This is a genomic window from Streptomyces thermocarboxydovorans (assembly GCF_039524635.1).
Lineage (GTDB): Bacteria > Actinomycetota > Actinomycetes > Streptomycetales > Streptomycetaceae > Streptomyces > Streptomyces thermocarboxydovorans.
Genome location: NZ_BAAAGU010000049.1, coordinates 1 through 13,931, shown reverse-complemented (window position 1 = coordinate 13,931; position 13,931 = coordinate 1). Strand labels below are relative to the sequence as shown.

Here is a 13,931-nt window from a genome sequence, read left to right as displayed (position 1 = left end):
GGACTCAGCGGTGCCGTCACCCGTCCTCGTCACGTCGCCCCCGTCCCGCAGGTGAGGGAAGACCGTGCAGTTCCGCCAACAGGCCCTCGCCAAGCTCCAGTCACCGGAGGAGCTGGACCTCCCGGTGCGGCTGGCCCGCCCGCAGGGGTGGCTGGTGCTGTCCGTGACCGTGATCGCGATGGCCGCCGCCTCGGTGTGGGCGCTCACCGGATCGGTGTCGTCCACGGTCAGCGCGCCCGCCATCCTCACGCACGGGCAGGGCAGTTACCTCCTGCAGAGCCCCGTCGACGGCCAGGTCACCGCGGTCCTCGCGCGGCAGGGCGAACGCCTGCCGGCGAACTCGCCGGTGCTGAAGGTCCGCACCCGGCAGGGCGAGAGCGTGGTGCGCACCCTGGACGCGGGCCGGATCACCGCGCTCGCCGCAAGCGTCGGGCAGATCATCCGCACCGGCGCAAATGTCGCCGCCGTGGAGAAGGTCGCCCACGCCAAGGACCCCCTCTACGCCACCGTGTATGTCCCCGCCGAGAACGCCGCCGGCATCCCCGCGCACGCCTCCGTAGACCTCACCGTGCAGTCGGTGCCCAGCCAGGAGTACGGCGTGCTGCACGGCGAGGTGAAGTCCGTGGACCGCTCGGCGCAGTCGCCGCAGCAGATCGCCGCGTTCCTCGGCGACAGCCAGCTGGGCGAGGAGTTCACCAGGAAGGGCAGGCCCGTGGCCGTCACGGTGGAGCTGGAGAAGTCGTCGGGCACGAAAAGCGGCTACGAGTGGTCGTCCGCGGACGGCCCGCCGTTCAAGCTCACCTCGATGACCCTGGCCACCGGCTCGATCCGGCTGGCTGACCGGCGTCCCGTCGACTGGCTGCTGCCATGAGCACCGCAGCGCAGACCCGCGGCAGACGCCGCGCCGCCCCGCCCCGCCGCAGCGTGCCCAAGTCCCGTGCGCGCACTGTCCGTACGCCCACCGTGCTGCAGATGGAGGCCGTCGAGTGCGGCGCCGCCTCGCTCGCCATGGTGCTCGGCCACTACGGCCGCCACGTCCCGCTGGAGGAGCTGCGCATCGCCTGCGGTGTCTCCCGCGACGGCTCGCGCGCCAGCAATCTGCTGAAGGCGGCCCGCAGTTACGGCCTGACCGCCAAGGGCATGCAGATGGACACGGCCGCCCTCGCCGAGGTGCAGGGACCGGCCATCCTGTTCTGGGAGTTCAACCACTACGTCGTCTACGACGGCATGGGCCGCCGCTTCGGCCGGCGCGGCGTCTACATCAACGACCCCGGCAAGGGACGCCGTTTCGTGTCCCTGGAGGACTTCGACGGCAGCTTCACCGGCGTCGTGCTGGTGATGGAGCCCGGCAAGGACTTCAAGAAGGGCGGCCGCAGACCGGGCGTGCTCGGCGCCATGCCGGCCCGGCTGCGCGGCACCGCGGGCACCATGCCGGCGGTGGTGCTCGCCAGCCTGCTGCTGGTGGCGGTGGGCGCGGCGGTGCCCGGGCTCAGTCGCACCTTCATCGACGACTTCCTGATCGGCCGGCAGACGTCGACACTGGACGTGCTGTTCTTGTCGATGGGCGCCTGCGTGCTGCTGACGCTGGTGCTGACCTGGCTGCAGCAGGCCAATCTGCTGCACGGCCGGATCATCTCCTCCACGCTGTCCAGCGCCCGCTTCCTGCGGCATCTGCTGCGGCTGCCGGTGACGTTCTTCTCCCAGCGCAGCCCCGCCGACCTGGTGCAGCGGCTGCAGTCCAACGACGCGGTGGCCGAGACGCTGGCCCGCGATCTGTCGGCGGCCGGCGTGGACGCGGTGGTGGTCGTGCTCTATGCGGTGCTGCTCTACACCTACGACCCGCAGCTGACGTTCGTCGGCGTGGGCGTGGCGCTGCTGAACCTGGTGGCGATGCGGGTGGTGGTCCGGCTGCGCGCGACCCGTACCGCGAAGCTGCGCGCCGACACCGCGCGGCTGACCAACACCGCGTACACCGGTCTGCAGCTGATCGAGACGATGAAGGCGACCGGCGGCGAGGACGGCTACTTCCGCAAGTGGGCGGGGCAGCACGCGACCACGCTGGAGGAGCAGCAGCGGCTCGGGGTGCCGAGCGCCTGGCTCGGCGTGGTGGCTCCGACGCTGGCCACGCTCAACAGCGCGCTGATCCTGTGGATCGGCGGCATGCGGGCGGTCGAGGGGCACATCTCGGTGGGCCTGCTGGTCGCCTTCCAGGCGCTGGTGACCCGGTTCACCGCCCCGCTGACCCGGCTGAACGGCGTGGTGGGCCGCATCCAGGACTTCGCGGCCGACGTGGCCCGGCTGAAGGACGTGGAGAACTTCCGCGCCGACCCGCTCTACGGCCGTCCCGGCGCCGGGGAGTCGACCCGCCGCCTGCACGGGCATGTCGAGCTGCAGAACATCACCTTCGGCTACAACCCGCTGGACAAGCCCCTGCTGTCCGGCTTCGACCTGACGGTGGGCCCGGGACAGCAGGTGGCGCTGGTCGGCGGCTCCGGCAGCGGCAAGTCCACGGTGTCCCGGCTGATCTCGGGCCTGTACACGCCGTGGGAGGGCGTCATCCGGATCGACGGGCGGCGCATCGAGGACATCCCGCGCGGCGCGCTCGCGGCGTCGGTGTCCTTCGTCGACCAGGACGTGTTCCTCTTCGAGGGGACGGTCCGCGACAACGTGGCGCTGTGGGACCCGTCGATCCCGGACGAGGCGGTGGTCGAGGCGCTGAAGGACGCCGCGCTGTACGACGTGATCATGCGGCGTCCGGGCGGCATCCACAGCCCGGTCGAGCAGGACGGGCGGAACTTCTCCGGCGGGCAGCGCCAGCGCCTGGAGATCGCCCGCGCCCTGGTGCGGCGGCCCAGCATCCTGGTCCTCGACGAGGTGACCAGCGCGCTGGACGCCGAGACCGAGCAGGTGGTGATGGACAACCTGCGCCGCCGCGGCTGCGCCTGCGTGGTGATCGCGCACCGGCTGAGCACGGTCCGCGACAGCGACGAGATCGTCGTCCTGGACCACGGCACGGTCGTGGAGCGCGGACGGCACACGGAGCTGGTGGCGCGCGGCGGCGCGTACGCGGCGCTGGTCAGGGAGCGATGAGATGACCTCGGCACATCAGGGGGACCTCGTCCTCGACGCGCTGGGCCAACTGGGGGCGCGCATCGACTGCGCCGGGTCGAGCCGCCTCGACCTGGAGGGGCCGCAGGTGCTGTGGCTGGTCGTCTCCGGCGCGGTGGACCTGTTCGCGGTGGACGCCGAGCAGCAGGGGCACTGGCACCACCTGGGCCGGCTGGAGACGGGGTCGCTGCTGCTGGGCCCGTCGGCCGGTCCCCGGCACACGCTGGTGGCCCGCCCGCTGCGGGACTGCGTGGTGCACCGCATAGGCCTGCGCGAGCTGTACCAGCCGGCGGACACCGCCACCTGGTCCTACGACGAGTACGGCAACCCGCAGTACGTGCCGCCGACGACGAGTCCGCTGGAGTACGCCCTGGCGCTGGGCGTCGGCCGCAGTCTGGCGGTGCTGTTCCAGGCGCCGATGGCGAGCGAGCGGGGGTCGGCGCCCGCCGACGACGAGGTCTTCTGGATGCAGGTGCCGCCGGGCAGCGTGCAGTACGGCTCGCTGTACGGGGCCGAGGCAGCGGCCGATCTGCTGATGGACCCCGCGCTGTGGCAGTCCATGGTGGATCAGCAGTACCGGCTGATGACCACCCTGGACCGCTGGATCGAGCAGCTGGAGCACACCCACGAGACCCGCACCGCGGAGGGCATCAGGGCCGGTGAGGCGGTACGCGCCCAGGCCGACCGGACGCTGCTCGCCGCGATCGGCAAGCGGTCGGCGCAGCGGACCACGGCGGCCGACGCGGACGCCACGTACGCGGCGTGCAAGCTGGTGGCGCGGGCGGCGGGCATCACGCTCGCGGACGCCGCGCAGGCGGCCGCCGGGGACAGCCGGCTGGACCCGGTGGAGCGCATCGCGGTGGCCTCCCGGCTGCGGACCCGTGCCGTGCGGCTGACCGGCCGCTGGTGGCGGGAGAACGTGGGCCCGCTGGTGGGGCACCGGGCCCTGTCGGGTGCCCCGGTGGCGCTGCTGTGGCGGCGCGGCGGCTATGTGGCGGTGCATCCGTCGACCGGCCGGGAGACGCCGATCGAGAAGGCCAACGCGGAGGAGTTCGAACCGCGTGCGGTGATGTTCTACCGGCCGCTGCCGGAGCGCAGGCTCGGCCCGCTCGGGCTGATGCGGTTCTGCATGACGGGCACCCGCGCCGACCTGGCGCGGCTGGTGCTCGGCGGTCTGGTCACGGTGGCCCTCGGCGCGCTGGTGCCGATCGCCACCGGAAAGGTGCTCGGCGAGTACGTGCCGAGGGCGCAGACCGAGCTGATCGTGCAGGTGTGTCTCGCGGTGATCCTCAGCAGCGTGGTGGCGGCGGCGTTCATGCTGCTGCAGAACCTCACCCTGCTGCGGCTGGAGGGCCGGGTGGAGGCCACGCTGCAGCCGGCCGTCTGGGACCGGCTGCTGCGGCTGCCGACCCGCTTCTTCACCGAGCGGTCCACCGGTGAGCTGGCGAGCGCCGCCATGGGCATCAGCGCGATCCGCCGGCTGCTCGCCGGGGTGGGTCCGACGGTGACCCAGTCGGTGACCGTGGGGGCGGTGAACCTGGGGCTGCTGCTGTGGTTCAGCGTGCCGATGGCGCTGGCCGCGCTCGGCATGCTGACCGTCGTCGCCGGGGTGTTCCTGGGGCTCGGGCTGTGGCAGGTGCGCTGGCAGCGGCGGCTCGTGGTGCTCACCAACAAGCTGAACAACCAGGCCTTCCAGACGCTGCGCGGGCTGCCCAAACTGCGGGTGGCGGCGGCGGAGAACTACGCGTACGCCGCCTGGGCGTCTCAGTTCGCGCGCAGCCGTGAGCTGCAGCAGAAGGCGGGCCGGATCAAGAACCTCAACGCGGTGCTGAGCGCGGTGTATCTGCCGCTGTGCACGCTGGCGATGTTCATGCTGCTGGCCGGGCCGGCCCGGGGCTCGATGACGGCGGCGGAGTTCCTCACCTTCAACACCTCGGTGACGATGGTGCTGACCTCGGTGACCCAGCTGACCGGCGCGTTCGTCTCCGGGGTGGCCGCGCTGCCGCTGTTCGAGCAGATCAAGCCGGTGCTGGAGGCGACCCCGGAGGTGCGGGCGAGCAGCACCCGGCCGGCGCCGCTGACCGGGGCGATCGAGGCGCGGCGGCTGTCGTTCCGCTACTCCGACGACGGGCCGCTGGTCCTGGACGACGTGTCCTTCGAGGTGCGGCCCGGTGAGTTCGTGGCGATCGTCGGCCCCAGCGGCTGCGGCAAGTCCACGCTGCTCAGGCTGCTGATCGGCTTCGACCGGCCGCTGTCGGGCAGCGTGCTCTACGACGGCCAGGACCTGGCGGCGCTCGACCAGTCGGCGGTGCGCCGGCAGTGCGGTGTGGTGCTCCAGCACGCTCAGCCGTTCACCGGCTCGATCATGGACGTCATCTGCGGCACCGAGCCGTACACGCCGGAGGAGGTCATGGCCGCCGCCGAGATGGCGGGGCTGGCCGAGGACATCAAGCGGATGCCGATGGGGCTGCACACCATCGTCTCCGGCAGCGGTGCGGTCTCCGGTGGCCAGCGGCAGCGGCTGATGATCGCCCAGGCGCTGATCCGCCGGCCGCGGATCATCTTCTTCGACGAGGCGACCAGCGCCCTGGACAACGAGACCCAGCGCACCGTGATCGAGAGCACCAAGGCGCTGCAGGCGACCCGCATCGTGATCGCGCACCGGCTGTCGACGGTGCTGGACGCGGACCGCGTGATCGTCATGGAGGACGGCAAGGTCGTCCAGCAGGGCCCACCCGCCCAGCTCCTCGCCGACACCGGCGGCCGCCTGCACGAGCTGGTGCGGCGCCAGATGGCCTGACGGCCTGCCGCGCCCCCGGGGGTCCGTGCGGACCGGATGGCGGGGCCCGTTCGGGGTACCCGGGGATGCATGCACAGCCATGAACCTCAGCTGCCTGAGGCCCGCGGTCCGCTCAGCGCATCCGTGCTGGACCATCTGCGCGGCACCGGTCCCCTGCCCCCGCCCGGTGACATCGCCGGCTCCCCCGCCTACGGCGACGATCTGCAGCTCGCGCTGTATCTCTGCTACGAGCTGCACTACCGCGGTTTCGCGGGCGTGCCGCCGGATCCGGAGTGGGACCCGGAGCTGCTGCGCACCCGGGCCGCCCTGGAGGACCGCTTCCTCACCGCGCTGCGCGCCGACGCCACCGTGCACCAGGGGGTCGACGAGGCCCTCGCCGGGCTGCTGGTGGAGCCGGTGGACGGCACGGGCGTCAGCCACTTCCTGCGGGACAAGGGCGAGCTGTGGCAGCTCCGGGAGTACGCCGCGCAGCGTTCGCTCTACCACCTCAAGGAGGCCGACCCGCACGCCTGGGTGCTGCCGCGGCTGCGGGGGCGGGCGAAGGCGGCGATGGCGGCGGTGGAGTTCGACGAGTACGGCGGCGGCCGGGCCGAGCGGCTGCACGCCCAGCTGTTCGCAGACCTGATGACGGACCTGGGCCTGGACACCACCTACGGGCGCTATCTGGACGCGGCGCGCGCGGAGTTGCTGGCGACGGTGAACCTGATGTCCCTGTTCGGGCTGCACCGCGCGCTGCGCGGGGCCCTGGTGGGGCACTTCGCGACCGTCGAGATCACCTCGTCCCCGGGCTCCCGGCGGCTCGCGGAGGCGATGCGCCGTACCGGCGCCGGCCCGGCCGCCGAGCATTTCTACGACGAGCACGTCGAGGCCGACGCGGTGCACGAGCAGGTCGTGCGGCACGACGTCATCGGCGGTCTGCTGGAGGACGAGCCGCATCTGGAGCGGGACATCGCCTTCGGGGTGGACGCCACCGAGTTCCTCGAGGACCGGCTCGGCGAGGCCCTGCTGGCTCACTGGCGGGAGGGCCGCTCGTCACTGCGTACACCGCTGTCGCCGGAGCTCACTCATGTCCCGTGATTCACGGGGTACCCGGTGGTGCGTGAATCTCTTGGCACCCCCGGGTGTGTACGCCCCGCAGGAAGACACCGAGCTGCTGACCGAGGCGCTGGCGGACGAGCCGGTCCCGGCGGGCGCGGAGGTGCTCGACGTCGGTACCGGTTCGGGCGCGCTCGCCCTGGCGGCCGCCCGCCGCGGCCTGCGGGTCACGGCGGTCGACGTCTCCCGGCGGGCGGTGTGGGCGACCCGCCTCAACTCGCGGCGGGCGCGGGTCCCGGTCCGCGTCTGCCACGGCAATCTGTTCACCCCGGTCGCCGACCGGACGTTCGACCTGATCCTGGCCAACCCCCCGTACGTGCCTGCTCCGGCGGACGGTGAGCTGCCGCGCGGTCCGGCCCGGGCCTGGGACGCGGGCGGCGACGGGCGCCTGGTCCTCGACCGGCTTTGTGTACAGGCGCCCGAGCGGCTGCGGCCGGGCGGTGTGCTGCTGCTGGTCCAGTCGGCGCTCAGCGCGCCCGAGGCCACCGTGGGGCTGCTGCGCCCGGCCGGTCTGAAGGCCGCGGTGACGCGGCGCCGGCGCATCGCGTTCGGTCCGGTGCTGCGGTCCAGGGCGGACTGGCTGCGCGAGCGCGGGCTGCTGCCCGCGTCCGAGGACACCGAGGAACTGGTGGTGATCCGTGCCGAACTCCCCGTCTGACACCCCGCGTCGCGTCACCGTCCAGCGCAAGGGCCCGCTGCTGGTGGAGGGTCCGGTGGAGGTGGAGCTGGAGGACGGAACGGTCCTGCGCTCGGACCGCTTCCGGGTCGCCCTGTGCACCTGCCGCCGCAGCCGGCGCTATCCGTGGTGCGACACCAGCCACCGCGACCGGGGCTGAGTCCTCGGGCCTTGATACGGAAGCCCGAGTACGGGTCCCTGATGCGGAAAGGGGCCCGAGTGCACATCGCGTGCACTTCGGGCCCGGTGCGCAAGGGCCGAAGGCCGGCGGGCGGCCCCACTCCGCCCGCCGGCCTCCTTGCGCGAGATCGCACGTTCCGCGAGGGGGCTCGCACTCCCCAATCTGCGAACCGCCGCGCGGTCACGGGAACCGTGCGATCCCGGTCTCAGAAGGCGAAGACGGCAGAACCGTGCGCGTTCATCACGCAGGCGTTGCCGAAGGTGCGCTCGTAGGAGACGCGCTTGCCCTCCCAGACGCCGTCGACGGTGACGACGACCGGGTCGTACTGCTTGGTGCAGAAGACGCCCGGGCGCATCGTCAGGGCGCTGAGGTTGCCGCCCACGCCGCGCAGCTCGTCACAGGCCGAGGCGGCGGCGGGGTGGGTGCCCGAGGGCCGGGGGGCACAGGTCAAGGTGACCGCGCGTTCCGGTGTGGCGCTCATCGCGTTCTCGCCGTGACCCACGGTCAGCACCAGGGCCGAGGGGGCGTAGAGCGCGGACGGGCCGGATCCCGGGGCTGCCGACGCGGCACCCGCCAGGGGTGCGAGGACGGCGGCGGCCGTGAGGCCGAGAGTGGTGGCCCAGCGCGCGGTGTTCCGCATTGTGTGCATCCTTCCGCTCGTGTGAAAGCGCCGGCTCGAGCTCGGTCGGTGCCGAACCGGCGTGCCGGAGTCTGCCGAGTCCGCCGCGGAAACTCATCTCGACCGTGCGGATTTCAGTAACATTGCGTGTTGAATCAGTGGCGGGAAGTCACGGGAGGGATGCGCGCCGACCGCGTAATCACACGGCTACGGTGTGTGGGAAATTGCCAGATGGCCAAAACCCAGCTGCTCGTTAATAGGCCTGAAACATTCCGTTTCTGTCCTCCGCAGAGCGGTTCCGGAGCCCCGGTGTTCATGATCGGTCGGTCTCGTGGCGATCGAGGACCGGTTCCGGGAGTCCCGGGAACGCTCCCCGCCGCCGGCGGTGGGCGAACGGCGTTGTCAGTGGCGGCGGTTAGAGTCCGGGCATGACGCGATTCATGCTTGTGGCAGGTGCGTGGCTCGGTGCGTGGGCGTGGGACGAGGTGACGGCCGAGCTGCGGGAGGCCGGGCACGACGTCCACCCGCTGACACTGTCCGGACTGGCTGAGCGGCAGGGCGTCCCGGCCGGGCTGGAGACCCATGTGCAGGACGTGGTGACGGAGGTGGAGCGCCTCGACCTGCGGGATGTCGTGCTCGTCGGGCACAGCTACGCCGGGATACCGGTCGGCCTGGCCGCCGAGCGGATCGGCGACCGTCTTGGGCGGGTGGTGTTCGTCGACGCCAATGTCCCGGTGGACGGGGAGACGCTCCTGTCCGGCTGGCCGAGCGAGGAGGTGCGGCGCTCCATCGAGGAGCACGGCGGTTTCTGGCCGCCGTTGCCCCGGGAGGAGTTCGCGGGCCAGGAACTGACGGACCAGCAGATCGACCTTCTCCTGTCCCGCGCGACCCCTCACCCCGGCGCCTGCCTCACCGAACCCGCCGTCCTGCAAGGAAAGCTGGGCCAGCTGCCCGCGATCTACGTCAAGTGCCTGCTGGACGGCGAGGAGCCGATGCCGGCGGTGAACGAGCTGCTGCACAGCGACCGCTGGGAGCTGGTCCGCATGAACACCGGCCACTGGCCGATGTTCTCCCGCCCCCGGGAGCTGGCCCGGATCCTCGCCGCGGCCGGGTCCTGATCGCTTCGCCGCGGACGGGTGCTGACCGCTTCGGCGCAGACGGGTGCTGACCGCTTGGCCGCGCACGGATCCTGAACGCTTCCGCCCCTACACCGATCCGATACCCGATCCGATGCCCTCCGAGCAGGTACGTTTCCGCGTACCGGCCGGTATGGTCGGCCCGGCAGGCCGGACGGTGTGACGAGGAAAGGCGGGTCGGCTCGTATGGGCAAGCACTGGGCGGACTTCCAGTACGAGATCTATCTGAACGGCATGTCGGGGGCCGTGCCCCGGCTGCCCACGGATCTGACCCGGCTGGAGGAGCTGACGGAGCGGCGGCTCGGGCCGGGTCCGGTCGGCTATGTCGCGGGCAGCGCCGGCGACGGCAGCACCGCGCGCGCCAACCGGGCTGCCCTGGAGCGCCGCCGGATCGTGCCGCGCATGCTGCGGGACGTGCACGAGCGCGATCTGTCGGTCGAGGTGCTGGGCCGCTCGCTCCCGGCGCCGCTGGCGCTGGCGCCCGTCGGGGTGCTGTCGATCATGCACCCGGAGGGCGAGACGGCGGCCGCCCGGGCCGCTGCCGCCCAGGGCGTGCCGTTCATCCTCTCGTCCGCCTCCAGCACGCCGATGGAGCAGGTCGCGGAGGCGATGGGCGACGCGGAGCGCTGGTTCCAGCTGTACTGGCCGAAGGATCCGGAGGTGGCCCGCAGCTTCCTCGGGCGGGCGAAGGCCGCCGGGTACTCCGTGCTGGTGGTCACCCTGGACACTCCCCTGCTGTCCTGGCGCCCCCGCGACCTCGACCAGGCGTATCTGCCGTTCCTGCGCGGGGTGGGCACCGCCAACTACTTCTCGGATCCCGCCTTCCAGGCGGGACTGGCCAAGCCCGTGCACGAGGACCTCAACGCGGCGGTGCTGCACTTCGTCGGCATGTTCTCCGACCCGGCCAAGACCTGGCCGGACCTCGCCTTCCTGCGGGAGAACTGGGACGGGCCGATCGTCCTCAAGGGCGTGCTGCACCCCGACGACGCGCGGCTCGCGGCCGACGCCGGGATGGACGGGGTGGTGGTGTCCAACCACGGCGGCCGCCAGGTGGCCGGGGCCATCGGCGCGGCGGACGCGCTGCCGGGCGTGGTGAAGGCCGTGGGCGACCGGCTCACGGTGCTGTTCGACAGCGGGGTGCGCACCGGCGACGACGTGTTCAAGGCGCTGGCGCTCGGTGCGCGGGCGGTGCTGCTCGGGCGGCCGTACGTCTACGGGCTCGGGCTCGACGGGCAGGCGGGCGTCGAGCATGTGATCCGCTGCCTGCTGGCCGAACTGGACCTCACCCTCGCCCTGTCCGGGCACGCCGGCTGCGCCACCGTCACATCCGCCGATCTGGTGGAGGGCCCGGCCTGACGGGCGGACCATGGCCCGTACGGGCCGGGGCAGGCCCTCGCCCGCCCCGGCCGAGGCGGGCCCTTGCCCACCCCGGCTGGGGCGCACGTCGGCCTGTCCCGGCCGGGGCGGTTCACCTCATGACAGGGGCTCGGTCAGCGAGGCGTGCCGGGCGGCCCGGGTGGCGGAGTCGCTGATCGACAGCGAACCGGTGGCGGTGTCGCCCACCGGGTCGGTCACCCAGCGCTGACCCGTCGTCCGGTCCCGCACCTTGACGACGATGTCAGCGTTCGCGTCGAGGCCCGCCGGGGTGAGCGCCAGCTGCGGGTCCCAGCGGGGCAGCAGCTCGCCGAGCGGGGTCAGGTCGTAGCGCACGTCGTCGCCCCGCCCGTCGTCCGGCTCGGCGCAGGTGCCCAGCACCACGACACCGGCGTCCTTGTGCGAGTCCAGGCACAGCCCGGGGTCGGCGACGCTGCGCAGCAGCCCGTCGTCCTCGAACGTCCACTGCTGGCTCCACCCCGAGGAGCAGTCCGCGAGCCGGATGCCGGCCCCGTCCCGGGGCTCGCCCCGGGTGTCGAGGCACAGCCCGGAGCCGACGTTGCGCAGCCGCACCTGCCCCGCTGCCGTGGGCAGTCCGGCGACGCCGGGCGGGGACACCGACGGCACGACGCCCCGGCCGCCCGCGCTGCTGCTGGCTCCGGTGGGGTCGGCGCCCCCGCCGCCCGGCGAGGAGGGTCCGGCGATGAGCACGCTGACCAGCACGCCGGCCGACACGGCGCCGAGGCCGGTGAGCAGCGTCCGGGTGGAGCGCACCGGATCCGGCAGGCTCAGGCCGTGCAGCCGGGCCGGGACCGGGATCCGGGACAGCAGCCCGTGGCGTCCGCTGCCACCGTGACCGCCGTGACCGCCGCGGCGGCGGCCGCGGGGCGCCGCGCGCCCGCCGTGGCCGGAGGAGGTGCGGCCGGGTCGGGAGTCGAGATAGCGGCGGGCCCCCCAGCCGAGGACCGCCTCGGCGATGAGGGTGCCCAGCCCGCCCTCGAAGTGGCCGAGCTGGTCCGCCGCGTCACGGCAGTGGCGGCACTCCGCCAAGTGGTTGCGCACATCCGGCAGCAGGCCCCCGCCGCGGCGGATCGGGACGTCGAGCAGGCGGTTGTAGAACCGGCAGTCCTTGCTCGGTGCCAGTTCTTGATGGGCATGGACACATGCCTGACGGAATCTGTCCCGGGCCTGTTCGAGAGCGCCCGAGGCGATGTCGGCGTCCATGCCGAGCAGCCCGGCGGGCACGGATATGGGTTCGGCCTCCACCTCGACATGCCAGAGCAAACAGCGCGCATGTCCGGGCAGCGACCGAAATGCCCGCTGGGCGAGCGTGCGATTTTCCGGAGTCATGGTGGTGGCGGCGCGCATGCCGCGCCCGCCCGCCGGTTTCTGCAAGCCCGGCAGCGCATTTGTTATTCGATCGTCTTCCGCCCACGCGCGGACCGTGTCCCGTACGGCCACCAGGAGTTCCGGGCGCAGCGCGGCGGCCGATTCCCCGGCGGTGACCCGGTTCAGGACGCGGTGCAGGGCGGCCGCGGCGACCATGGCCGCGAGCCGCCCCGAGGAGGCGAGGCAGACGGTGGCGTAGTCGTAGATGGACTGCCAGTGCCGAGCCGTCAGCAGCGCGACGGAATCGGCGGCCTCGCCCTCCGGACGGCCCCGCAGCCGGGCGGCGAGGGACTCGTCGGACTCACCGTGATCCCCGCCGGGCGGCGGGAACGGAGGTCGAGGGGGGTGGGGGGTGGGCACTGAGATGGTTCCTTCCCACGCGCAGGTGACACAGGAGTTGCGGTACGCCGAAAAGGAAGCCCGACTGGTTCATACCTCTTTGGCGTGAGCGCGGGGAGCGCGAATTCACCGCCGGTGAATCGGACCCGGTTGCTCAACACGTGTGCGATCCCCGGTCTTTACCCCCCGCGGATGGCTCACTCTCGCACAAGCGGCACATGTGCAACAAGGTGCATGAGGAAGATCTGCGCGTTGACAAAAAGTCAGAAAGAAAAAGGGGTGCGTTCTTCCTCGAAACGACTTTCGGTCCAGGTTTTCGGGCGGCCCGCACACCCCGCGTGAACGGCACGCCCCAGCCGACCGCGCCGCGCACGCTCCCGGCGCACGCCGGGGCGTAGTCAACTGGTCACGGCCCTTCTCGGAGGTCAGGCGCAGGACGGCTGCTCTCCTGCGCGAACGGCCGCCGGCCCTGTTCTCCTCCCGCCCTCGGCCGGCGGCCCGAGAGGCCGCACACTGCTCCCCCGCCTCGCGCGTTGGCCGCGTCCGGCGGTCAGATCTGCCAGGAGCGGAGCCGGTCGGCGGCCCCGTAGATGTCGGTCTCACCGGACATCAGATCGCGCGCCAGGTCGACCAGCGCCCCGTAGGGCGGGTCGATGCCGACGCCGCTGACGAACATGTACGCCACCGCGGTCGCACAGGCGAAACGCGCGTTGGCCGAGGGCAGCGGCCGGAGCACGGCGAGGGTGTGCAGCAGGGCCGCGGCCCGCCAGGCGGGGTCGGAGTCCACACCGAGGCGCGGCGGGTCCACGCGGTGCCGGGCGACGGCGGCGACCAGCGCGGAGAAGTCGTTGATGACGGGCTGGTCCGGGAGGACCTCCTCGTGCCGCTGGAGCAGCCAGGGCACGTCGATGTGGAGGACGGATGCCATGGGTCAGGCGACCCGCCCCTCACTCTTGGCGGGAGGTTCGTCGTCCGGGAAGGCGGCCGCGAACTCGTCGGCATGGGAGGAGAAGAAGCGGCGGAAGGCCTCCGCCCCCTCCTGAAGCGCCCGGTGGCGGGCTATGTCGGCCGCCGCCGCCTCGCGCACGAGCGCCTTCATGGACGTACCGCGCTCCTTGGCGATCTGCCGCAGGTCCTCTAGTGCTGTGACCGCATAGGTTCGCCGGGTTGGTGGTTGGGGCGGTTGGATGAACGGTGACGTTCGATCCGACTGC

At 72.5% G+C, this 13,931-nt stretch carries 12 protein-coding genes; 8 read left to right on the top strand and 4 right to left on the bottom strand.

The window, feature by feature from the left end:
• Window positions 1–64: 64 nt before the first annotated feature.
• The 6 genes from ABD198_RS22150 to ABD198_RS22125 all read left to right on the top strand — a co-directional run bounded on the left by ABD198_RS22150 (window position 65) and on the right by ABD198_RS22125 (window position 7,839).
• The gene (locus ABD198_RS22150; RefSeq protein WP_344004763.1) at window positions 65–871 is read left to right on the top strand and encodes an HlyD family efflux transporter periplasmic adaptor subunit; all 807 of its coding nucleotides are present in this window, start codon (window positions 65–67) and stop codon (window positions 869–871) included.
• Complete coding sequence (locus tag ABD198_RS22145; protein ID WP_344004760.1) at window positions 868–3,090, top strand: NHLP family bacteriocin export ABC transporter peptidase/permease/ATPase subunit; 2,223 nt, start codon at window positions 868–870, stop codon at window positions 3,088–3,090. The genes ABD198_RS22150 and ABD198_RS22145 overlap by 4 nt, the downstream gene beginning before the upstream one ends.
• Before the next feature lies 1 nt (window position 3,091).
• Window positions 3,092–5,908: an NHLP bacteriocin export ABC transporter permease/ATPase subunit gene (locus ABD198_RS22140; protein WP_344004758.1), complete on the top strand. Its 2,817-nt coding sequence runs from the start codon at window positions 3,092–3,094 to the stop codon at window positions 5,906–5,908.
• 69 nt (window positions 5,909–5,977) lie between these two features.
• On the top strand, window positions 5,978–6,985 hold the full coding sequence (locus tag ABD198_RS22135) for an iron-containing redox enzyme family protein (RefSeq protein WP_344004756.1): 1,008 nt from the start codon (window positions 5,978–5,980) through the stop codon (window positions 6,983–6,985).
• Window positions 6,975–7,661, top strand: a complete 687-nt coding sequence (locus ABD198_RS22130) for a HemK2/MTQ2 family protein methyltransferase (RefSeq protein ID WP_344004753.1) — start codon at window positions 6,975–6,977, stop codon at window positions 7,659–7,661. Before ABD198_RS22135 ends, ABD198_RS22130 begins: the two co-directional genes overlap by 11 nt.
• Window positions 7,642–7,839: a CDGSH iron-sulfur domain-containing protein gene (locus tag ABD198_RS22125; protein WP_344004750.1), complete on the top strand. Its 198-nt coding sequence runs from the start codon at window positions 7,642–7,644 to the stop codon at window positions 7,837–7,839. Before ABD198_RS22130 ends, ABD198_RS22125 begins: the two co-directional genes overlap by 20 nt.
• A 226-nt stretch (window positions 7,840–8,065) precedes the next feature.
• Here ABD198_RS22125 and ABD198_RS22120 read toward each other — a convergent pair whose 3' ends face one another.
• Window positions 8,066–8,500, bottom strand: a complete 435-nt coding sequence (locus ABD198_RS22120; protein ID WP_344004748.1) for a subtilase-type protease inhibitor — start codon at window positions 8,498–8,500, stop codon at window positions 8,066–8,068.
• A gap of 407 nt (window positions 8,501–8,907) precedes the next feature.
• Here ABD198_RS22120 and ABD198_RS22115 point away from each other — a divergent pair, with 407 nt between their 5' ends.
• Window positions 8,908–9,597 (top strand): alpha/beta fold hydrolase, encoded by a 690-nt coding sequence (locus ABD198_RS22115; RefSeq protein ID WP_344004745.1) that lies wholly within the window; start codon window positions 8,908–8,910, stop codon window positions 9,595–9,597.
• Window positions 9,598–9,801: 204 nt separating this feature from the next.
• A complete protein-coding gene (locus tag ABD198_RS22110) occupies window positions 9,802–10,971 on the top strand; it encodes a lactate 2-monooxygenase (protein ID WP_344004742.1) in 1,170 nt (389 codons plus the stop codon).
• 117 nt (window positions 10,972–11,088) lie between these two features.
• Here the strand turns inward: ABD198_RS22110 and ABD198_RS22105 are convergent, their stop codons facing one another.
• The 3 genes from ABD198_RS22105 to ABD198_RS22095 form a co-directional block, all read right to left on the bottom strand.
• Window positions 11,089–12,738, bottom strand: a complete 1,650-nt coding sequence (locus tag ABD198_RS22105; RefSeq protein WP_344004739.1) for an RICIN domain-containing protein — start codon at window positions 12,736–12,738, stop codon at window positions 11,089–11,091.
• Between the two features lie 529 nt (window positions 12,739–13,267).
• The gene (locus ABD198_RS22100; protein WP_167990250.1) at window positions 13,268–13,645 is read right to left on the bottom strand and encodes a toxin Doc; all 378 of its coding nucleotides are present in this window, start codon (window positions 13,643–13,645) and stop codon (window positions 13,268–13,270) included.
• 3 nt (window positions 13,646–13,648) lie between these two features.
• Window positions 13,649–13,906, bottom strand: a complete 258-nt coding sequence (locus ABD198_RS22095) for a hypothetical protein (protein WP_344004890.1) — start codon at window positions 13,904–13,906, stop codon at window positions 13,649–13,651.
• Window positions 13,907–13,931: the final 25 nt, after the last annotated feature.